A 22,089-nucleotide genomic window follows, 5' to 3' on the forward strand; every position below is an offset into this window, starting at 1 on the left:
TGACCCTTTCCCTTCCCGGGAGCCCGGCTACGCTTATAGGGTCTACAGGCCAGGGCCCCCTTGATGATCGATAGCCAAGGCACACACCACACCACGCCACTGCTGGCGCTGGTCTCCTCTATTCTCAGCTTTCCGCCCCAAGCCACGGCGAACGAGTTTGACCAACTGCGCGCCAACCTCTCCGGCTACTGCCCCCTGAGCCAGTTTGCCCTGCTCGGCTATGGTGGTTCGGGGCTGAAGTGGGTTTACGAATTTGGCCTTCCACCCTCCCTGCGCGAACAGGTCAAGGCGGACCCGGAGCGGATGATGGAGGCCTTGCTACACCTCAAGGAGGATGCGGGCTGGTGTCTGCTTCCGGTCGAGAATGGCGCCATCACCTGGCTGCTGGCAAAAACCGAACCGGCTGAACAGCCCACCCTGCATCTGCTGCTGGAGTGCCTCGCCCACCGCCTGAGCGAATCCCAGGCCGGCGCACATTTGGGTGAAGAGGCTTCCCCCTTCATCAACCACCAGCCGGACTGGCAGCAGAAGGTCGAGAGCCTGGCACGCATCATGCGACTGGCCAACACCCTGCCTCCCCAGGCGCTCTATGCCCAGCTCGATGCGGCCGCCCGTTTCATCCTGGGCGTACAGGATTTCATTCTGCTACATCTGGAGGAGAGAGGGGTGGATCTCGTCTATCCGGAGCGTTGCGAACACCCGGATGCAGAGCTGATGGCTCTGTGTCATCGCAACCATCCGGTCGAAGCCGAGCGGCAGGGACTCTTCTGGAGTAGCCATCCACTGCGACTGCAACGCAACTACTTCGCCCACCTGATGCTCAGCAGCAGGGCGCCTCCCGGTGCCGACGAGCGGCTGTTAGTCGACTTTCTCAAGGGTCAGCTCACTATGGTGATGGAGCTGCAACGGATCCGTGACCAGCTGGTCGACTACAACAGCGAAGAGACCCTCAACCAGCGCCTGCACCAACTGCGTCAGGCGAATCTCAGGCTGCAAAAACAGCTCAAACGCCATCAGGAGCTGGAGCGGAAACTGCAATTCGATGCCCTGCACGATCCCCTCACCCGCCTCCCCAACCGGGCCTGCCTGATGACCCGGCTGGAACAGTCCATGAAGCACTTCCATCGCTACAAGAGTCCGGGCTTCACCCTGATCTTTATCGACATCGATCACTTCAAGGCAGTCAACGATCGCCTGGGGCACAACGTGGGTGACCTGCTATTGAAGGAGTTTGCCCTGCGACTGGGTACCTGCATTCGTCAAAATGACATGGTGGCACGACTGGGGGGGGACGAGTTTGTCATCTATCTCGACAACAGCATGGACGAGGCCAATATCAACCCGGTGCTCAACCGCCTGGTAGAGCGTCACTCCACTCCCTTCCATATCCTCGGCAACGAACTGCCAATCAGCATGAGCATCGGTGTCGCCATGGTGACGGAGCAGACCAGCGACATCAGTCAGCTGCTGCATCAGGCGGATCTGGCCATGTATCAGGCCAAACGCAACGGCCGCAATCGCATCGTGGTCTACTCGGAGGAGTGCAGCAGCCAAGCATGGCTGTCACCCGAGTATGAGCTGAAGCAGGCGCTCGCCGAGCGGCGCATCATTCCCTACTTTCAGCCTCTGATCCGCCTCAAGGACAGCCGCCTGGTAGGGCTGGAGGTGATGGCTCGCTGGCTCACCCCGGAGGGGGCGCTCAAGGATGCGTTCGACTTCATTCCCCTGGCCGAGCAATGCGGTCTCATCCTCGAGCTGGATCGCCATATTCTGCGTCATACCTGCCAACAACTCAGCAACTGGCTGGGCCAGATAGGCTCCAGCCAGTTCAAGGTGGCCCTCAACCTGTCGGGCAAGCATCTGGCCAACCACGAGCTGGTCGAGCAGCTGCTGGCCATCGTGCAGGAGAGCGGGTTGTCGCCTCGCTATCTGGTGTTCGAATTTAACGAACGGGAGCTTTCCCGGCAGGATGGCAACACCCTCACCATCTTGCATGAACTGCGGGCAAGGGGCATTCAGATCAGCCTGGATGACTTCGGCACCGGCTTCTCCTCCCTCAACGCCCTGTTCCACTATCCGGTGGACTACATCAAGGTGGATGACAGCTTCACCCACCGTATGCTGCAATCGCCCAAGGATCTGGCGATGATCCGTGCCATGCGCGATATCAGCCAGGATCTGGGGTTCCATCTGGTGGTCGAAGGGATAGAGAACCAGGCCGAGTATCAGAAGCTGATCGAACTGGGGTGTGAACTGGGACAGGGGCGCTTCATCGCCCCCCCCATGCAGGGCATCGATATTCCCCCCCTGCTGGGGCGACCGATCCCGGTTAAACGCTAATCTTTCTTGAACAAGGCACGCAGGTTGGCAACCCCCACCTGGCCCTTTATCTGCCGCTCCTCGGCGGTCACCTTCTTCTGATTCTCCCACTGGATATCATCCTGCGGCAGCTCCAGCAGGAAGCGACTCGGCTCCGGGCGCACCGTCTCGCCAAACTGGCGTCGCTCGCGGCAGAGGGTGAAGGTGAGTTCGGTCTGGGCCCGGGTAATGCCCACGTAGGCCAGGCGCCGTTCCTCCTCCACATTGTCCTCGTCGATGCTGGTCTGGTGGGGCAGCAGCCCCTCCTCCATGCCGACCATGAAGACGTAGGGGAACTCCAACCCCTTGGAGGCGTGCAGTGTCATCAACTGCACCTGATCCACCTCATCTTCCCCCTCATTGCGCTCCATCATGTCGCGCAGGGTGAGACGAGTAACCACCTGGGGCAGGGTCATGGGCTCGTCCACCTCATCCCCTTCCAGCATCTCGGTGATCCAGCGATAGAGGGTCGAGACGTTCTGCATCCGCATCTCGGCCGCCTTGGGGCTGGGCGAGGTCTCGTAGAGCCACTCCTCGTAGTGGATCTCCTTGATCATGTCGCGCACCGCCTCGACCGGGTTGCCGCGCACGGCGTTATCCCCGAGGCGCACCAGCCACTCGGTGAAGGCGCGCAGGGCCACCAGGCCGCGCCCCGAGAGGTGTTGCTCCAGCCCCAGCTCGAAGCTGGCGGCAAACAGGCTCTTGCCGCGCTGGTTGGCGTACTGGCCCAGTTTTTCGAGGGTAGTGGGGCCGATCTCGCGGCGCGGCAGATTGACCACCCGCAGAAATGCCGTGTCCTCGTCCGGATTCACCAACAGCTTGAGGTAGGCCATGATGTCCTTGATCTCGGTGCGCGAGAAAAACGAGGTCCCCCCCGAGATCTTGTAGGGGATGCGGTTGGTCATCAGCGCCTTCTCGAAGATGCGCGACTGGTGGTTCCCCCGGTAGAGGATGGCGTAGTCCTTGAACCGGGTGCGGTTCATAAACTTGTGGCCCATCAGCTCGGCGGCGATCCGCTCCGCCTCGTGCTCCTCGTTCTTGGCAAACAGCACCCGCACCGGCACCCCGTAGTCGAGCTCGGAGAAGAGCGCCTTGTCGTAGACGTGGGGGTTGTTGGCGATCAGTATGTTGGCGCACTTGAGGATGCGCCCCTTGGATCGGTAGTTCTGCTCCAGCTTGATGAGGCGAAGATGGGGGAAGTCCTCCCCCAGCAGCACCAGGTTCTGGGGCTTGGCCCCTCGCCAGGAGTAGATCGACTGGTCGTCGTCCCCCACCACGGTGAAGCGGGCCCGCTCGCCGACGATCTGTTTGACCAGCTCGTACTGGCTGGTGTTGGTGTCCTGATATTCGTCCACCAGCAGGTAGCGGATCTTGGCCTGCCAGCGGGTGCGCACCTCGTCGTTCATCTTGAGCAGCAGGGTCGGCATCAATATGAGGTCGTCAAAATCCAGCGCGTTGTAGGCCACCATCTGGCGGTGATAGCGCTCGTAGAGCTGGGCCATCAACACCTCGTCCGGGCCGCGGGCGATGCGCAGGGCGCGTGCCGGCAACACCAGATCGTTCTTCCAGTTCGAGATCTGGGTAATGAGGGCCGCGAGCTTCTCCTTGTCGTTATCGAGTTCGGCCTCGGTCAGCTCTTTGAGCAGGGCCAGCTGATCCGTGTCGTCGAACAGGGAGAAGTTGGCCTTGAGGTTGAGGGTCTTGTGCTCGCGCCGGATGATCTCGAGCCCCAGGGTATGGAAGGTCGAGACCATCAGGCCGCGCGCCTCCTTGCGGCCCAGGGTTTGGCCCACCCGCTCTTTCATCTCGCGGGCCGCCTTGTTGGTGAAGGTCACCGCGGCGATGTTGCGGGCGTTGTAGCCACACTGCTGTACCAGGTAGGCGATCTTGTTGGTGATAACGCGCGTCTTGCCGGAGCCGGCTCCCGCCAACACCAGGCAGGGGCCGGATACGTACTTGACCGCTTCGTTCTGATTGGGGTTGAGCTTCATGAAGGACTCCGTTGCACAAGGAGGGGCAAGATTGTAGCAGAAAGGCAGGGGCGCTTTCCCGCTGCAAACTTGTGCTTTGCGGCTATTTTCAGGATCATGTTGCCCCCTTTCGTCCCTGCGAGCATGCCATGAGTCTCTGCGTTTCCACGCTTCGTCGCCAGTTCCCGGCCCTGCACCAGTCGGTCAACGGCCACCCCCTGGTCTATCTGGACAACGCCGCCACCACCCAGAAGCCCGAGGCAGTGCTGGAGGCCATGCGCGCGTTTTACCAGAACGACAACGCCAACGTACACCGGGCCTCTCACGCCCTCAGCACCCGGGCGACGGCGGCCTTCGAGGCGGCCCGCGAGACGGTGGCCCGCTTTATCAACGCCCCCGACAGCCGCGAGGTGATCTGGACCCGCGGCACCACAGAGGCGATCAACCTGGTGGCCCAAAGCTGGGGGCAGAGCCTTAAGCCCGGCGACGAGATCCTGGTTAGCACCCTCGAGCACCACGCCAATATCGTCCCCTGGCAGCTGGCGGCACAGCGCAGCGGCGCCCGGGTCGTCCCCATCCCCCTCGACCCCCACGCTGACATCGACCTCGATGCCTACCGGGCCCTGCTCGGCCCGCGCACCAGGCTGGTTGCCATCGGCCAGGTCTCCAACGCCCTCGGCACCATCAACCCGGTGGCAGAGATGGCACGGTTGGCCAAGGCTGCCGGCGCTCTGGTGCTGATCGACGGGGCCCAGGCAGTCGCCCACCTGCCGGTGGACGTGCAGCGGCTCAGCTGTGATTTTTACGCCTTCTCGGGCCACAAGATGTATGCCCCCACCGGTATCGGCGCCCTGTGGGGGCGCCGCGAGCTGCTCGAGAAGATGCCCCCCTGGCAGGGGGGCGGCGAGATGATAGAGCGGGTGAGCTTCGCCGGCACCCGCTTCAACCGGCCGCCGTTCAAGTTCGAGGCGGGCACCCCGCACATCGCCGGCGCCGTCAGTCTGGCAGCGGCCATCGACTTCCTGCAAGAGCAGGAGAGGGACGCTCTGCTCGCCCACGAGTACGAGCTGACCACCTACCTGGCCGAGCGGCTGCGGACTACCCCCGGCGTGCGCCTGGTGGGGGAGCCAAAGGAGCGGATCGGTGCCGTCTCCTTCCTGCTCGATGATGTCCATCCCCAGGACGCCGGCACCCTGCTCGACCTGCAGGGGGTGGCGGTGCGCGTCGGCCACCACTGCGCCATGCCGCTGATGGAGAGCCTGGGGATCGGCGGCACCCTGCGGGCATCGCTCGCCTGCTACTCGACCCGGGAAGAGGTCGACGCCCTGATCCGCGCCATCCACAAGCTGGAGGAGTTCTTCTGATGCTCGCGACCTATACCCCCATCGGCGAGACGCCGGACGCCGATGCCATCCGCGCCGCCTTTGCCGCTGCCCAAGGCTGGGAGAACCAGTACCGCCTTATCATCCAGCTCGGCAAGCAGCTGCCCGCCCTGCCGGCAAAGTGGCAGACCGAGGAGCATCGCCTGCACGGCTGCGAGAGCCTGGCCTGGCTGCTGGCCGAGGAGCAAGACGGCCGCTGGCACTTCGCCTGCGACTCGGACGCACGCATCGTGCGCGGCCTCATCGTCATCGTACTGGCGGCCCTCAACCACCAGAGCGGCGCGGCGATCCGCGCCTTCGACATGGAGGCCTACCTCGCCGAGTTGGGGCTGGAGAAACACCTCTCCCCCTCGCGCGGCAACGGGCTGCGCGCCATCGTTCAGGCCATCCGCGAGCGGATCGGCTAATACAGAGAGGGCAGCCATCGGCTGCCCTCTCTGTATCTGTCCTCGTGGTTATTCAGCAGCGGGAGCTGGTTGGTCGGCGCGCGCGCCGCGCTCGGCGATCTTCTTGAGCACCCGGGAGACGGCCACGAAGCCAAAGGTGGCGGTCACCGGTGTCACGGCACCAAAGCCGGAGGCGCAATCCATCTTCATGGTGCCGTCGCTCGCCGCCTTGGCGTGACAGACGCCGCCACTGCCGTCCGGGTAGCTGAGCTGCTCGGTGGAGAAGACACACTCCACCCCGAACTTGCGGGCCGGGTTCTTGCTGAAGTGGTGCAGCCGGCGCAGGTCGCTGCGCACCTTGGCGGCCAGGGGATCCTGGATAGTCTTGGCCAGATCCGCCACCTGCACCTGGGTCGGGTCCATCTGACCACCGGCCCCCCCGGCGACGATGATGGGGATCTTGCACCGCTTGCAGAACGCGATCAGCGCCACCTTGGCCTTGACCGAGTCGATGGCGTCGATGACGTAATCAAACCCGCCGTGGATATGCTCGGCCAGGTTGTCGGCGGTGACGAAGTCATCCACCTCGGTCACCTGACAATCCGGGTTGATGAGGCGGATGCGCTCGGCCATGGCCTCGGTCTTGAGGCGGCCCACGTTCCCCTGCAGGGCGTGGATCTGGCGATTGCTGTTGGTGATGCAGATGTCATCCATGTCGATCAGGGTGATCTGACCGATGCCGGAACGCGCCAGTGCCTCGGCCGCCCAGGAGCCCACCCCGCCAATGCCGACCACGCAGACGTGAGCACGGGCGAAGGAGGCCAGGGCCGGCTGGCCGTAGAGACGGGCGATCCCGCCGAAGCGTTGCTGATACTCTGCGTTCATTTTCACCACCTTGGATTGGGGGCGCCCATTATACTCATCCGCCGGCGGGTCAAAAGAGTGAAAGAGGTCGAGATTTGCGGTTCGTGTGCAGCGAGGGAACCCGGATTCGGTTATGCTGTCTGACCTGTTATTTAGCGAACACGGAAGCCCCCAACACCATGAAGTACCTGGTAGTCCAGACCAAGCAGATCGGCGACGTGCTGGTCTCCACCGCCTTGTGTAACAACCTCAAGCAGAATGACCCAAGCGGCGAGGTTCACTACCTGGTCATGGACTACTGCGCCGGCATGGCCGAGGGCAATCCGCATATCGACCGACTCATCATCATAGAGAAGGCGCGCCGCAACGAGTGGCGCTATATGAAGGGTCTGCTGCTGGCCATTCGCCGCGAGCACTATGACGTGGTGGTCAACAGCCAGGGCCAGATGATCGGCCTGCTCACCTGCCTCTTCTCCGGTGCCCCCGTTCGCATCGGGTTTGACTCCTTCCCCTGGCGGCTCGGCCACAACCGTATCGTCCGTTTTCGCAAGGACACCGAATTCCAGGGCAACAGCACCCTGGTGGACGACCGCTTCTCGCTGCTCAAGCCGCTCAAGCTGGCCCGCGAGGATCGCAACTACTACCTCTGGCTGAGTGAAGAAGAGAAACAACAAGGAAGGGATGCCCTGCTGGCCGCCGGCGTCGACCCGAGCCGCCCGCTGATCGCCATGGGCGTCAACTCGCTCGGGCACTACAAGCGCTGGCCCATCGACTGCTTCGCCAGGGTCGCCCAGTGGCTGATCGAGGAGCACAATGCCCAGATCCTGGTCTATTGCGGACCGGGGGAAGAGGAGTACAACCGGGGGCTGAAGCCGCTGCTGCCAGAGGCGTTGCAGGCCAGCGTGTTTGACCATGTTCAGACCCGATCGGTACGGGAACTGGTGGGGCTGTTTGCTCACTGCCGCCTGTTTGTCGGCAATGACACCGGCCCACGCCATATGGCGCAGGCCCTCAACCTGCCGCTGCTCACCATAGTGGCACCAGGGGGGGACAAGATCATCGCCAACCCGGTCAACCACCCCCGCTTTCAGGCCATCGATGTGTTCGATGCCAAGGGAGCAGACTACCAGTTGCCGACCCAGGAGAAGGACTTCTTCGACGAGGCTCTGTTTCGCGCCATTACGCCCGAGCTGGTGAAGGCTCGCCTGCTCACCCTACCCGACTGGCAGGCACCCACCGCCTGAAAGCCTGCTCGAACTCGACCAGATCGAGGGAGTTGATATCCTGCTCCCGGGTATTGGTCGAGAACAGCACTGTGGCTGACGGGGAGTTGGGGTGCCACTCGAGGAAGTTCTCGTTGCCACCCCCTATGTCCGGGTTGTAGAGGCCAAGAATGGGCTTGTGCAGCCCGGCGGCGATGTGCACCGTCGCCGTGTCCACCGAGATCAGCCCCTGACACTGGCGCAACTGGGCAAACAGCCCGGCCAGCGAGGGCGCATCCGGTGACAGCAGCAAGCGCTCCGGTCGGCTCAAGCCGGCCCGGATCCCGGCCACCTCCTCTTCCATGCCCGGCGGATAGAGCAGGCAGATGGCGCAAGAGCCAGCCGCCAGCATCTGCTCAATCATCTGGCTGATAAGCTCGGGCCGCAGGCGGCGGGAGCTGCCACTGCCGTACGGGTTGAAACAGAGGACCGGCTCGGCCGGCCACCAGCTGGCCAGCGCATCGGGCGGGCTCATGGTCGGGACTATGTACTGCTGATCCGGATTGCTCACGCCGAGCCGCTGCAGCAGCAGGGCAAACTTGTCGGAGAAGTGCATGCCGCTAGAGGCCTTGCCCAGCTTGAGGTTGACCGCCTGCAGGGCATCGTCCATGCCGGCGACCCAATCCGCCCTGACCTGACTGATGAAGAAGATATCCTTCATTTTCAGCATTTTGCCAAAATGTACCAGGCACTCCACCTCCCCCAGCGAATGGGCCAGCCGCTTGAGCTGGCCATAGCCCGGCCGTTTGGGCACCTCTATCACCTTGTCCATGCCGAAATGATCGCGAAACAGAGGCGCCATGGCCGCAGTCGTGACGATCCACACCTCCCGCTCCGGGCTGGCGCGCTTGATCTCACGGGCCACCCAGGACGAGACGATGGCATCGCCCAGTTTGGCATCCCAGCGCAGCAACACTATCTTCCCCTTGCGCTCGTGCAGCGGAGCCGGCCGCTTGCGATCGAACAGCAGCTGCCCCAGCTTGCGGCGAAGAATGTCACGCTGGAGTTGCAGATCGTTGATTAATGACATGAACCCACCAGAAGAGCCGTTGAATTGGGAGAACGATGATACCAGCCTGATGCGGCTAGAGCGCCATCAGGGCATCGACCTGACGGCTGATCTCGGCCGGCGACAGGGCCGCCAGCTGATCCGTGGTCGACCTCAGCACTATGTTGCGGCCCGCCAGCGGAATGAAGGCATCGCGCCAGCGCTCGTTGTTCATCAACACCAGGGTGGGCACCCCGAAGGAAGAGGAGATATGGATGATGGAGGTATCGGTCGAGATGACCCCTCGCGCATCCTTGATAATCTTGGCGGCATCGAGAATTGTGTCGGGAAACAGAGCTCTCATGTCTTGCCGCGAACAGGCCACTGGCTGCCTGGAGAAGACCAGGTAGGAGAGCCCCTCATAGGCAGGCAACTGCGCCAGAATCCCGTTGATCTGCGCCTCCGTCATCGAGTTGCCGACCTGGCTACCCGTCAGGTTGACCAGCAGATAACGGCCATACGCACTGGTATCCAGCTGCTCATTGCAGGGGGACGGTATGATGACCGGCACCCCGGTCTGCTCACCGGTCACGCTGAGCATGCGATAGACGAAGTGATCCCGGCTGGGACGCGACGACACTATGGTGGCCTTCTTGTTGAACAGCGGCAGCAACTTCTGCTGCCCTTCGCTCTTGAAGCGCAGGGGCAACGACTGCAAGCGCCCGTTGGCCAGCAACAGCAACTTGGCCATGGCGATATCATCAGGCTCGTCAAACAGATTGATCACCAGGTCATATCGCCGCTGCCTGAGTTCACGCAGCTTGCACCACATGCTCACCGGCAACAGGGTGTCGTTGAGGGTGATCACGTGACATTCGTCGATCCCGACGACCGACGCCGCCAGCAGCTGGTTGCGCCGGCTGCACACCAGCTCGAGGCGCGCGGCGGGGTACATCTCCCTGAGCCGGGCAATGGCGGGCAGGGTGAGAATGAAATCGCCAATGGCGTCATAACCGACCACCAGCACCCTCGTCACCTGCGTCCCGGCAGGGCATGGGGCGGCGTCAGGCTCTCTGCCAATCAGCCATCTGGCAATGGAATGGGTAAGCAACTTTTTGAGGTTCATGGGTCATCCAGCATGTGTGGCCGCAGCTTTGGCAAGGCCCGCAGGGTGCCGATCCGCCGTCGGCACGCTCCGCCCTATTTCAGATAGTGGCCGTAGGCCCTGTCATCTATGGTGGTGGTGAACAGATCCACATCCAGACAGCTGGGTTCCACCCCGGATGCGGTCAGGCCGTTGAGTTGCAACCGGCCGGTCAGATAGTCGGAAGGCATCCGCAGTGGATAGGCGCACTGCAACAGCTTCTTGGCCCCGCTCAGGCTCAATACATACCCTGCGGTAGAGAGCACGCCTCGTTTGGAGGTGCGGCTGGGGGTCAGGTATCTGGCGAGTCGATAACCACCCGGCAGGGATGACAGGAACGGCCAGCGTTTGGCTTTGCCATGGTGTAGGAAGACGATTTCCGATTTGCAGGAGTGCACTATGGCCTCGATGATGGCCTTGCTGTGCATATGCAGGTAGATGTCATCCTCCAGCACCACGCAGCGCTCAATGCCCTCGGCGACGATGCGCTCATAAAGCCGGATATGGCTCATGGCACAACCTATCTCGCCAAAGCTCAGCGCATGGCCGCACACCTCCTTGGCCAGTTCAAAATCCACCTTGGCCAGTTCGGCACTGCTCAACGCCTTCCCGTCTGTTGCGTCTACAAACTCGAAATCTATGCCCAGATGCGCCATCTGCTGGACAACCATCGCCCGTCGCTCAACGCTACGAGCCAAACTGATGACAAAAACTGGAATCATGGCGTACGGGTATCCTCTTTCAACTCATGGGCAAACCAGATGAAAACCAGGCTGAGTGTGTACAGATAGAGCACCCCTTGATGCTCAAACGGCACGTCGCTCAATGCATTCACTGAAAACGCCAGCGGCACCAACACCCCGGCGGAAATCTTGCTGATGTTGGTCGCGGCAAGATAGAGAGGCCATCCCAGAAAAACCAGCAGCGCGACAAAGCCGATGCCGCCCCGGATCACCAGGTTCTGCATGTACTGGTTATGGGAATGGGCCAGCGACGGATGCAAAATTAGTTGAGAAATCTGATGATTGTTGACCTGAGTATGTTTCAGCGCATCAAAACCATCGGTACCCACCCCGACGACCGGCGAATCCAGAAAGCCCAGCCAGGCACTCTGCCAGGCAATCACCCGCAGGCCCCAGGAGGAATCAAAAGAGCCATTTTCTGCCGATTGAAGGTCCGACACTGCTTCGGAAACCCGCTCCTGTACCAATTGATTGGCCTGATAGATGGCACCTGTCGTGGCCATGCAGAGCACGGCGACAGCAATGTATTTCCAGGGTTTGAAGTAGGCCTTGTAGCTGATGACATAGGCGAGAATGATCCCGAAGGCGAGCCAGACCCCCCGACTCTGGGAGAGATATAGCGCAAACAGGGCAGCGAACAGGCCAACCAGAGCCCCCCCTCTCAGCCAGGCGGTCAGTTGCCCCTGCTGAAAGACAAACCAGTTGAGAATCGCTAGGGCAAGTGCCGCCTGCGAGAAGAGAATGGCATTGGTAAACCCTTCCACCCTGACAATGCCGTGATGGTACTGCCAGAAGCTGAGGATCCCGAGCCCGACGCCACCCAGCACGATGGCCAGATACCCCAGCATCAGCAGCACGGGTTTGCGCGGCATCATCAGCGCGAAGACAGCGACATAGAACAGCCCTCGCATCACCCCGTACTGATCGCCATGGATCAACCGATTCACGAAGATCATGACGGCGTACACCAGCAGGCCCCAGAGAATGCGGCGATCACTGAGCCCCACATCCCGCTGCTTGCCAACAAAGTAGTTCAACAGACCGAAGATCCCGGTCACCGCCAGCAGGTTGGATTGCATGCTCTGGCCGGCTGGCACCAGAAACAGGCCGCAAAAGGCAAAGATGATGGTCAGTCCGAACAGGGCTGTCGTCACCTTATCAAGCAAAACGAGGCTTCTGCTGAGCATCAATCACGATTTCCTGAAGACATAGTTACCGCGGATCTTGCGCCACAACCCAAACACGTCGGTACGGGGGAAGATGGCGATCCGGCGGATCTGGTAAGGGTCCCGATGCATGACCTTGGGACCGCTGTTGGTGGCGACAACATAGCGGTAGCCGGCAGCGATAGTCTGGGCTTTTGCACCCTCGTTCAGATCGCCGTAAGGGTAGGCAAACGACAGCAGCGGATGACCCAGCAGAGCCTCCAGCTGACGCTTGTTCTCCCCAATCTCATGGGCCTGCTGGTCTGACGACAGCTGACTCAATCGAGGATGGGTCAGGGTATGCCCGCCAATCTCCACATGACCGCTCGCCACCAGCGCCTTGAGCTGATCGCTGTTCATCAGGGGGACTCGGGTGTCAGGGTTGGTCGGATGTTCCACATCCCAACGATTATGGTCTTCTCCGGTCACCACATACACCACGGCTTTGTAACCATATTTTTCCAGCAGGGGCAACATACGGGTGAGGTTATCCAGATAGCCATCATCCACAGTGATCATCAGGTACTTCTTGCCGTACTCCAGCCGGTGGATAAATCCCTTTTCGGCCAGATCGCGAAAGGTGAGGGTCTCGTACCCGAGTCGTTTCAAAAGCTTCAGATGCTTCTCAAACATGGCGGCAGGAATCCAGGTGCCGTGCACCCCTTTCTCGCTCTCGTGATCGATAAAGCGGTGATACATGATGACGGGCATCTCCCGGCGTAATGTCTCTACCACGGCATCCTGATAGACACTCTCCAGCCGATCGACCACACCACCCAGCTCATACTCGGCCAGCACCCGGGCACGCAGTGTCTCGCTCACCGCTCGGCTCGAAAGGGCCAGGGTCACATCTTCTTTGAGGGCAACGAAGTCGATGTCGAGATCCTTCGGGCCAATATCGCCGAAGTTACTGGCCAGTGCCTGGTCCAGATTATCCTCGGTCACCAGGCCGATGGCTCTGGCCTCGCCGATGGCCAGAGTCGGCCGACCGCAGAGTAGGGACTCCATCGCGACACGACCGGCACCGATAACCAGATCACATGCCGCCAACAGACCCGGTACATCCTCCACATAGCCAACAAACTGAGCGCGACCGATAAAACGCTGGAAACGTTCACTCACCCGAGAGCCGGTCACCACGCGCACGTCGCACGCCTCCAGATCGAGCACCTCGTCGAGCAGACGGTAACAGAGATCGCCCTTGGGGCCCGTCAGTCGGCCGACAATGGCCACCACAGGTCTGGGATTATCGGCCGCCGGGCACGGGATGAAGCGGTCTGTCTCTATGCCGTTGCGAATCACCTGCACCATGGCGGGGTCGACCCCCAGGTTGTCGATGATCTGCTGCGCGATATCTTCACACACAGCCACGGCACGGTAACCCAGCGCATGAAAGGCCTTGCGGGACGCATGTACCGGCTGGCGACCATGGACTGTGGTGATCATGGGTGTCCCGGTCAGTTTGCAGGCGACGAAACTGCTCCAGCCTGAGGCGCGGGAGTGAGCATGAACCAGCTGGATCTTGTGCTTCTTGATGAGATAGATGAGGTAGAAAACGTGCCAGAAGCGGCGCAGAATGCTGCGCTTGTTGAATCTCAGCTTGAAGACGGGGCCCAGGGTCGGTTTGGTCAGGGTATCCGAGACATAGAAGACGTTGTGACCACGCCGGGTCAGCTCGTTACCCACAGTGGTGGCATAGACCTCGGCGCCCGTCACCTCGAGCTGGGAGAGAGCCATCAATATATTCATCGCGCACTTATCCGGTAGAAATAGACAAAGAAGGCACCACAACAGAGCGCAGAAACCGGAAGCAGGTCTCCCCGCTTCCGGCTCACTTCATCTCATCTGGCGACTGACTCAGCGGTTGAGCCAGGCCATGTAGTCCGCCACCCCTTCGGCAACGGTCTTGAACTCGCCGTCATAGCCCACGCCACGCAAGCGGGTGAGATCCGCCTGGGTGAAGCTTTGGTAGCGTCCCTTGAGGTGGTCCGGGAAGGGGATGTACTCCACCTCGCCCTGGCCGTGGTACTTGATCACCGCCTCGGCCACGTTCTGGAACGGCTCGGCACGGCCGGTACCGCAGTTGAAGATGCCGGAGTGCTGCGGGTTCTGCCAGAACCAGAGGTTCACCTTGCAGACGTCATCGATATAGATGAAATCACGCATCTGGCCACCGTTCGGGAAACCATCACATCCTTCGAACAACTTGGGATTCTGCCCCTGCTTCACCTGGGTATTGAGGTGGAACGCCACCGAGGCCATGGAGCCCTTGTGCTGCTCGCGCGGGCCATAGACGTTGAAATACTTGAGCCCTACCACCTGGGAGTTGATCTGGGGCATCCAGCGGCGCACATACTGATCGAACAGCTGCTTGGAGTAGCCATAGACGTTGAGGGGCTGCTCGAACTTGGGATCCTCGATAAAGTTGTCGTTGCGACCACCATAGGTAGCGGCAGAGGAGGCATAGATGAAGGGGATCTCACGTTCGATACAGTAGTGGAACAGATCCTTGGAGTACTCGTAGTTGACCTCCATGATGAACTTGCCGTTCCACTCTGTGGTGGCCGAGCAGGCGCCTTCGTGGAAGATCACCTCGATACCGTCCCACTCCTCGAACTCGTCGCCGGAGACGATGCGGGCCTGAAACTCGTCCTTGTCCATATAGTCGGCGATGGTGAGATCGCTGATGTTGACGAACTTGGTACCGTCGGTGAGATCATCGATCACCACCACATCGGTGCGCCCTTGGGCATTGAGCTGCTTGACCAGGTTGCTGCCGATAAAGCCGGCACCGCCAGTGACTACGATCATGGGGCTTACCCTCTAGTGCGAAGGCCCACCGTGTGACACAGTTGTGAAGCTGTGTATAGTGGGCGATTTGAAAATTGCCGAAAAGTTTATCATGCCCAGAAGCCATAGACGAATCCTGAGCAGGGGAGAGAGACGATGAAGACCAGAGACAGGATCATCCATGGTGCCACCGAGCTGTTCAACGAGCAGGGTGAGCGTAACGTCACCACCAACCACATTGCGGCCCATCTGGGGATCAGCCCCGGCAATCTCTACTACCACTTCCGCAACAAGGAAGACATCATCCACAGCATCTTCGACCACTACACCCGCCATCTGGCAGAGAGTTTCGCCCCGGTGCAGGAGAGGGAGATCCGCATCGAGCATCTGATGGGCTATCTCGACGCCATCTTTTACCTGATGTGGCAATTTCGCTTCTTCTACGCCAATCTCCCCGACATCCTGAGCCGCGACGAGCTGCTGCAACAGAAGTACCTCAGGGCCCAGGAGCAGCTGGCCAGCTCGGTCCTCGGCCTGCTGCGCAGCCTGCGCGACGGCGGCCTGCTGCTGGTGAGCGAAGAGGACATGCCGGATCTCGGCCAGACCATCAAGATGGTGGTGACCTTCTGGATCGCCTATCAGATAGCCCAGGCCCCCGGCACCCGCATCACCAAGCCCCTGCTCTACAAGGGGGTGCTCAAGGTGCTCTTCATCTTGCGCCCCTACCTGCGAGACGAGGTCAGGCCGCAGATCGCCGGTCTGGAGCAGCACTACCGGGAGTTGGCCGGGTGATCTGTTTCACAATTGTTTAAATGAGATAAAAAGAGTTGAATCCCGTGGCCGGAGAGACAGAGTAATATGTTGCCACTTTGGGCAAGCCCCCCACGACCACGAGGAATCACTCATGTCCAACGCATTTTATCGCCACCTGAGCGCCGAGCTGGAGCAGGTCAAGGCTGACGGCCTCTACAAGCAGGAGCGCCTCATCACCTCCGCCCAGCAGGCAGGCATCATGGTCGGCGGGCAGGAAGTGCTCAACTTCTGCGCCAACAACTATCTGGGCCTGGCCAACCATCCCGAGTTGATCACTGCCGCCAAGGAGGGCCTCGACAGCCACGGTTTTGGCATGGCCTCGGTGCGCTTCATCTGTGGCACCCAGGATCAGCACAAGGTGCTGGAGCAGAAGCTCTCCAGCTTCCTCGGCACCGAGGACACCATCCTCTACTCCTCCTGCTTCGATGCCAACGGCGGTCTGTTCGAGACCCTTCTGGGCGCCGAAGACGCCATCATCTCCGATGCCCTGAACCACGCCTCCATCATTGACGGCGTGCGTCTGTGCAAGGCCAGGCGCTATCGCTATGGCAACAACGACATGGCCGACCTCGAGCAACAGCTCAAGCAGGCCACCGCTGACGGTGCCCGCTTCAAGCTGATCGCCACCGATGGCGTCTTCTCCATGGACGGCGTCATCGCCGATCTGAACGCCATCTGCGATCTGGCCGACAAGTATGACGCCCTGGTGATGGTCGATGACTCCCATGCCGTCGGCTTCATCGGCGAAAACGGCCGAGGCACCCACGAATACTGTGGCGTCATGGATCGGGTCGACATCATCACCGGTACCCTGGGCAAGGCCATGGGCGGTGCCTCCGGTGGCTACACCTCGGGCAAGAAGGAAGTGATCGACTGGCTGCGCCAGCGCTCCCGCCCCTACCTCTTCTCCAACTCCCTGGCACCGGCCATCGTCGCCGCCACCATCAAGGTGATCGACATGCTGGCCGATGGCCAGGAGCTGCGTGCCCACCTGCAGGAGAACAGCCGCTATTTCCGCGAACGCATGAGCGCCGCCGGCTTCACCCTGGCCGGGGCTGACCACGCCATCATCCCGGTGATGCTGGGGGATGCCAAGCTGGCCGCCGAGATGGCGAGCCGCATGCTGGCCGAGGGCATCTATGTGGTGGGCTTCTCCTTCCCGGTCGTGCCCAAGGGCCAGGCCCGTATCCGCACCCAGATGTCGGCGGCCCACACCCGCGAGCAGCTGGACCGCGCCATCGATGCCTTCATTCGCATCGGCCGCGAGCTCGGCATCATCTGATTCCAAGGGGGCCGAGGGCCCCCTTTTTGGCATTCATCGTGAAGGAACAACCATGAAAGCACTCTCCAAGCTGCACCCCGCCAAGGGCATCTGGATGACCGATGTCCCCATGCCGGAGCTCGGCCACAATGACCTGCTCATCAAGATCCGCAAGACCGCCATCTGCGGCACCGATATGCACATCTACAACTGGGACGAGTGGTCCCAGAAGACCATTCCCGTCCCCATGGTGGTCGGCCACGAGTATGTGGGCGAAGTGGTCGCCATCGGCCAGGAGGTGCGCGGCTTCGCCATCGGCGATCGGGTCTCCGGTGAAGGGCACATCACCTGCGGTCACTGCCGCAACTGCCGCGCCGGGCGCACCCACCTGTGCCGCAACACCATAGGGGTGGGTGTCAACCGCCAGGGCAGCTTCGCCGAGTACCTGGTGATCCCCGCCTTCAACGCCTTCAAGCTGCCGGATAATATCTCCGACGAGCTGGCCTCCATCTTCGATCCGTTCGGCAACGCCGTGCACACCGCCCTCTCCTTCGATCTGGTCGGTGAGGATGTGCTCATCACAGGCGCCGGCCCCATCGGCATCATGGCCGCCGCCGTCTGCCGCCACGTCGGCGCCCGCCACGTGGTGATCACCGACGTCAACGAGTACCGCCTCGAGCTGGCCCGCAAGATGGGCGCCACCCGCGCCGTCAACGTGGCCAAGGAGAAGCTGGCCGATGTGATGAACGAGCTCGGCATGACCGAGGGTTTCGACGTGGGGCTGGAGATGTCCGGCGTGCCGTCCGCCTTCCAGGAGATGCTCGACAAGATGAACCACGGCGGCAAGATCGCCATGCTCGGCATCCCTCCCTCCACCATGGCCATCGACTGGAACAAGGTGATCTTCAAGGGCTTGTTCATCAAGGGGATCTACGGCCGCGAGATGTTCGAGACCTGGTACAAGATGGCGAGTCTGATCCAGTCCGGGCTGGATCTCACCCCCATCATCACCCATCGCTTCCCCATCGACGAGTTCCAGCAGGGCTTCGACGCCATGGGCTCGGGCCAGTCGGGCAAGGTGGTGCTGAGCTGGGATTGATGCTCCGACGCCAACATGACGAAGGGGAGCCGCTGGCTCCCCTTCCCGTTAGGGTGACTCACTTCTTCTTGGCGTATTTCATGGAGTCCAGTGCCACCGCCAGAATGATGATGGCCCCCTTGATGATGAACTGCCAGTACGGGCTGACGCCGATATAGGTGAGGCCGTAGTTGATGAGGGTGAAGATGATCACCCCGGTCACCACCCCGGCGACCGTGCCGACCCCGCCGGCAAACGACACCCCGCCCACCACGCACGCCGCAATGGCATCGAGCTCATACATAAAGCCCAGATTGTTGGTGGCGCTGCCGATGCGACCCGCCTCCAGCATGCCGGCGAAGCCGTAGAAGGCCCCCGCCAGGGCGTAGATAGCAACCAGGTTGAGGGGGACATTCACCCCGGAGACCCTGGCCGCTTCCGGGTTGCCGCCGATGGCATAGATGTTCTTGCCAAAGCGGGTCTTGTTCCACAGCACCCACACCAGACCGATGGCGATGATGGCGTAGAAGGTGATGTAGGAGAGCTTGAAACCGCCCAGCCGTATGAACCCCTGGGCAAAGCTCGAGAAACGGGGATCGAAGCCGGCGATGGGCGAGGCCCCCACGTAGTCGTAGTAGAGGGAGTTGACCCCGTAGACGATGATCATGGTGCCCAGGGTGGTGATGAAGGGCGTCACGTTCAGGTAGGCCACCACCAGGCCATTGATGAGACCAATCAGGGCACCGATGGCACAGACGATCAGGATCACCACGGGGATCGGCACGGCGCCGAGCTCAGGAAACACCTTGTTGACGTTGGTCAGCGACTGCAGCAGGGTCGCCGCCACCACGGCTGCCAATCCCACCTGACGACCGGCCGACAGGTCGGTCCCCTGGGTGATGATAAGGCCCGCCACCCCGAGCGCTATGATGATGCGCACCGAAGATTGGGTGAGGATGTTGCTAAGGTTGGTGAGGCTCAAAAACGAGGGCTCCTGCACCACGATCACCACCAGCAGGATGAGCAGCACGGCGTAGATACCGCCCTCTTTGAGCATGCGCATCAGGTTGAAATTCTTGACCCACTCCATACGGATCTTCCCCTGTTACAGATAGAGAGAGGCCAGACGCAGGATTTCGCCCTGGTCGGTCTCTTTGGTGTTGACGATGCCGGCGACCCGGCCGTTGCTCATGACCAGGATGCGGTCGGTAATCCCCAGCAGCTCCGGCATCTCGGAGGAGATGATGATGATCCCCTTGTCCTTCCTGGCCAGCTCCAGGATCAGCTGATAGATCTCGAACTTGGCCCCCACGTCGATGCCGCGGGTCGGCTCGTCGAGCATCAGGATCTCCGGCTGGGTCAGCAGCCAGCGGCCGATGATCACCTTCTGCTGGTTCCCCCCCGACAGCGAGCCGATAGCGGTCTTCTGGCTCGGGGTCTTGACCCGCATGGCATCGATCACCCACTGGGTATCGCTCTTCATCTTCTTGTCGCTGAGCAGGCCCAGCCGGTCCTGATACTGCTCCATGTTGGCGATCAGGGCGTTGAAGGCGATATCGAGCTGGGAGTAGATGCCGGTGGAGCGGCGCTCCTCGGTGACCAGGGCAAAGCCGTTGCGGATCGCTTCGTGGGCGTTATGGTTGTGCAGCTCGCGCCCGTGCAGCTCGATAGTGCCGCCGCTGCGCTCGCGAATGCCGAACAGGCTCTCGACGATATCGGTACGCCTGGCGCCCACCAGGCCGGCGACGCCGAGGATCTCCCCCTTGTGCAGGTCAAAGCTGACATCCTGGATAGAGGGTTGACGCAGTGAGGTGAGCCCGCGCACCTGGAGGCTCACCTCCCTGGGGACGTTGGTCTTCTCGGGGAAGCGCTGGGTCAGCTCACGACCGACCATCATGCCGATGATCTTGTCCATGGTGAGGCCCGAGAGGGGCTGGGTGTCGATCCACTGGCCGTCGCGCAGTATGGTGATCTCGTCACACAGCTTGAAGATCTCCTCCATCTTGTGGGAGATGTAGACGATCCCGCATCCCTTCTCTTTGAGCTTGTTGATGATGCGAAAGAGGTGATTGACCTCCTTCTCGGTCAGGGACGAGGTGGGCTCGTCCATGATGACGATCTTGGCGTCGTAAGAAACCGCCTTGGCGATCTCGATCATCTGCATCTGGGAGACCGACAGGGTCGCGACCTTGGCGCGGGGATCGATATCGATCTCCAGCTCCTCGAAGATACGCTTGGTATCGGCGTACATCTTGTCGTGATCCACGAACCATCCCCTGGTGGGGTAACGGCCGAGCCAGACGTTGTCCATGACGGTGCGTTGCAGCACCTGGTTGAGCTCCTGGTGCACCATGGAGATGCCGTTGTCGAGCGCCTCCTTGGAGGAGCGGAAGTTGACCTCACGGCCCTGGAAGGTGATGGTGCCCGTGTTCTTCTCGTAGATACCGAACAGGCACTTGAGCAGGGTAGACTTGCCCGCGCCGTTCTCGCCCATCAGGGCATGCACCGAGTGGGGTCGAACCCGCAGATGAACGTCGTCGAGGGCTTTGACACCAGGGAATTCCTTGCTGATGCCGACCATCTCGAGCAACCATTCCGATTGCTTTGCTGTTGTTGTCATAGCAGCCAACTACTTGCTGTGAGCCGTGAGGAGGAGGCATCCTCCCCACGGCTGCGGTGACGGAATTACTTGAACTGGGCCAGGTTTTCCTTGTCCACGCCCACATAGGGTACGCGCACCACCTTGTCGACAATCTGCCACTGGGTACCTTCACCGGCAGCCTTGCCCTCGGCCAGGTTCCTGGTCAGATCGAAGGTGGCCCTGGCCTGGTTGCCGGCGTCGTTGAGCACGGTACCGGCCATGGCGCCACTGTCGACCAGGGCCAGGGCTTCTGGCAGGGCATCCACACCAAACACCGGGATGCTGCTCTTGCCGGCGGCCTTCAGGGATTCGATGGCCCCCATGGCCATGGCGTCGTTGTTGGCAATGACCACTTCAATCTTGTTGGCGTTGGGGCCAGAGACCCAGGCATCCATCTTGTCCTTGGCCATGGCGGTGTCCCACATGCCGGTGTCCAGATGCAGTTGCTCGGTCTTGATGCCCCCATCGTTCAGGGTCTTGATGACATAGGTGGTGCGCGCTTCCGCATCCGGGTGGCCCGGCTCCCCCTTGAGCAGTACGAACTGGATCTGGCCGTCCTTGTTGAGATCCCACTCCGGGTGGGCCTTCCAGTGTTTGGCGATAAGCTGGCCCTGGATGATGCCAGACTCCTTGGAGTCGGTTCCGACATAATAGGCCTTGTCATAGCTGGCCAGATCGGCGGCACTCGGCTCCTTGTTGTAGAAGACCACCGGGATCTCGTCGATACGGGCCTTCTCGATGACCACCGAGGCGGCGGCCGGATCCACCAGGTTGATGGCGAGCGCCTTCACCCCCTTGGCGATCAGCACGTCGATCTGATCGTTTTGCTTGGACTGGTCATTCTGGGAGTCATTCATCAGCAGCTTGATGTCGGGATAGGCGGCGGCCTCCTTCTCGATGGCCTTGCGCACCACGGACATGAAGTTGTCGTCGTACTTGTAGACGGTGAAACCCAGGGTCGTCTCGGCCAGGGCGGCAGAGGCGGTGGTCATGCCCATCAGCAGGGCGGCGATGGCGGTCATTTTTTTCATGTGTGCTCCGATCTTCTATCTCTTTGTTGTCGTAGGGTGGCGAGCAGCCGGTGGTCAATGTAACCGGCTTGTTGTTTTCTCTTCTGTGATCATGACGGCAAAGTGGAAACGATTACAATTTGTTACGATGACGGATTAATCCTGCAAAAACATGCGGTTATAAATAACCACCA

The 22,089-nt window shown here is 61.1% G+C and carries 18 protein-coding genes; 7 read left to right on the top strand and 11 right to left on the bottom strand.

Annotated features, from left to right (window positions below; all coding sequences use genetic code 11):
* The first annotated feature begins 63 nt into the window (after positions 1-63).
* A complete protein-coding gene (locus tag AB5Y48_RS17605; protein ID WP_368165300.1) occupies positions 64-2,340 on the top strand; it encodes a putative bifunctional diguanylate cyclase/phosphodiesterase in 2,277 nt (758 codons plus the stop codon).
* Here the strand turns inward: AB5Y48_RS17605 and rep are convergent.
* The gene (gene rep, locus AB5Y48_RS17610) at positions 2,337-4,349 is read right to left on the bottom strand and encodes a DNA helicase Rep (RefSeq protein WP_050666429.1); all 2,013 of its coding nucleotides are present in this window, start codon (positions 4,347-4,349) and stop codon (positions 2,337-2,339) included. The genes AB5Y48_RS17605 and rep overlap by 4 nt on opposite strands.
* Before the next feature lie 128 nt (positions 4,350-4,477).
* Here rep and AB5Y48_RS17615 point away from each other — a divergent pair, with 128 nt between their 5' ends.
* Positions 4,478-5,692: an aminotransferase class V-fold PLP-dependent enzyme gene (locus tag AB5Y48_RS17615; protein ID WP_368165302.1), complete on the top strand. Its 1,215-nt coding sequence runs from the start codon at positions 4,478-4,480 to the stop codon at positions 5,690-5,692.
* Positions 5,692-6,117, top strand: coding sequence for a SufE family protein (locus tag AB5Y48_RS17620; RefSeq protein WP_368165304.1), 426 nt, complete (start codon positions 5,692-5,694; stop codon positions 6,115-6,117). The genes AB5Y48_RS17615 and AB5Y48_RS17620 overlap by 1 nt, the downstream gene beginning before the upstream one ends.
* A 48-nt stretch (positions 6,118-6,165) precedes the next feature.
* On the opposite strand, the gene tcdA is transcribed toward AB5Y48_RS17620, so the two are convergent.
* On the bottom strand, positions 6,166-6,981 hold the full coding sequence (gene tcdA / locus AB5Y48_RS17625; protein WP_368165306.1) for a tRNA cyclic N6-threonylcarbamoyladenosine(37) synthase TcdA: 816 nt from the start codon (positions 6,979-6,981) through the stop codon (positions 6,166-6,168).
* Positions 6,982-7,139: 158 nt separating this feature from the next.
* Here tcdA and AB5Y48_RS17630 point away from each other — a divergent pair, with 158 nt between their 5' ends.
* Positions 7,140-8,204, top strand: a complete 1,065-nt coding sequence (locus AB5Y48_RS17630; protein WP_050666425.1) for a glycosyltransferase family 9 protein — start codon at positions 7,140-7,142, stop codon at positions 8,202-8,204.
* Here the strand turns inward: AB5Y48_RS17630 and AB5Y48_RS17635 are convergent.
* The 6 genes from AB5Y48_RS17635 to rfaD all read right to left on the bottom strand — a co-directional run bounded on the left by AB5Y48_RS17635 (position 8,170) and on the right by rfaD (position 15,113).
* Positions 8,170-9,252, bottom strand: a complete 1,083-nt coding sequence (locus AB5Y48_RS17635) for a glycosyltransferase family 9 protein (protein ID WP_050666424.1) — start codon at positions 9,250-9,252, stop codon at positions 8,170-8,172. The genes AB5Y48_RS17630 and AB5Y48_RS17635 overlap by 35 nt on opposite strands.
* A 55-nt stretch (positions 9,253-9,307) precedes the next feature.
* On the bottom strand, positions 9,308-10,336 hold the full coding sequence (locus AB5Y48_RS17640; RefSeq protein WP_368165309.1) for a glycosyltransferase family 9 protein: 1,029 nt from the start codon (positions 10,334-10,336) through the stop codon (positions 9,308-9,310).
* 74 nt (positions 10,337-10,410) lie between these two features.
* Positions 10,411-11,076, bottom strand: coding sequence for a glycosyltransferase family 25 protein (locus AB5Y48_RS17645; RefSeq protein ID WP_050666422.1), 666 nt, complete (start codon positions 11,074-11,076; stop codon positions 10,411-10,413).
* The gene (locus AB5Y48_RS17650; protein ID WP_368165311.1) at positions 11,073-12,287 is read right to left on the bottom strand and encodes an O-antigen ligase family protein; all 1,215 of its coding nucleotides are present in this window, start codon (positions 12,285-12,287) and stop codon (positions 11,073-11,075) included. Before AB5Y48_RS17650 ends, AB5Y48_RS17645 begins: the two co-directional genes overlap by 4 nt.
* A complete protein-coding gene (locus tag AB5Y48_RS17655; protein ID WP_368165313.1) occupies positions 12,288-14,051 on the bottom strand; it encodes a polysaccharide deacetylase family protein in 1,764 nt (587 codons plus the stop codon).
* Between the two features lie 108 nt (positions 14,052-14,159).
* Positions 14,160-15,113, bottom strand: a complete 954-nt coding sequence (gene rfaD / locus AB5Y48_RS17660) for an ADP-glyceromanno-heptose 6-epimerase (protein ID WP_050666420.1) — start codon at positions 15,111-15,113, stop codon at positions 14,160-14,162.
* Positions 15,114-15,248: 135 nt separating this feature from the next.
* Between rfaD and AB5Y48_RS17665 the strand changes: the two genes are divergently transcribed.
* The 3 genes from AB5Y48_RS17665 (at position 15,249) to tdh (ending at position 18,265) form a co-directional block, all read left to right on the top strand.
* Entirely contained in the window at positions 15,249-15,884 is a 636-nt protein-coding gene (locus AB5Y48_RS17665) for a TetR/AcrR family transcriptional regulator (RefSeq protein WP_050666419.1), read from the top strand.
* 112 nt (positions 15,885-15,996) lie between these two features.
* Entirely contained in the window at positions 15,997-17,187 is a 1,191-nt protein-coding gene (locus tag AB5Y48_RS17670; RefSeq protein WP_224160417.1) for a glycine C-acetyltransferase, read from the top strand.
* A gap of 52 nt (positions 17,188-17,239) precedes the next feature.
* Complete coding sequence (tdh, locus tag AB5Y48_RS17675; protein WP_005353963.1) at positions 17,240-18,265, top strand: L-threonine 3-dehydrogenase; 1,026 nt, start codon at positions 17,240-17,242, stop codon at positions 18,263-18,265.
* 58 nt (positions 18,266-18,323) lie between these two features.
* On the opposite strand, the gene mglC is transcribed toward tdh, so the two are convergent.
* From mglC to mglB, 3 genes are all read right to left on the bottom strand, one after another.
* The gene (mglC, locus tag AB5Y48_RS17680; protein WP_050666417.1) at positions 18,324-19,334 is read right to left on the bottom strand and encodes a galactose/methyl galactoside ABC transporter permease MglC; all 1,011 of its coding nucleotides are present in this window, start codon (positions 19,332-19,334) and stop codon (positions 18,324-18,326) included.
* A gap of 15 nt (positions 19,335-19,349) precedes the next feature.
* Positions 19,350-20,864, bottom strand: coding sequence for a galactose/methyl galactoside ABC transporter ATP-binding protein MglA (mglA, locus tag AB5Y48_RS17685; protein WP_368165316.1), 1,515 nt, complete (start codon positions 20,862-20,864; stop codon positions 19,350-19,352).
* 65 nt (positions 20,865-20,929) lie between these two features.
* A complete protein-coding gene (mglB, locus tag AB5Y48_RS17690) occupies positions 20,930-21,916 on the bottom strand; it encodes a galactose/glucose ABC transporter substrate-binding protein MglB (protein ID WP_050666415.1) in 987 nt (328 codons plus the stop codon).
* Positions 21,917-22,089 lie beyond the last annotated feature (173 nt).

Source organism: Aeromonas sp. R6-2, assembly GCF_040908155.1.
Lineage (GTDB): Bacteria > Pseudomonadota > Gammaproteobacteria > Enterobacterales > Aeromonadaceae > Aeromonas > Aeromonas schubertii.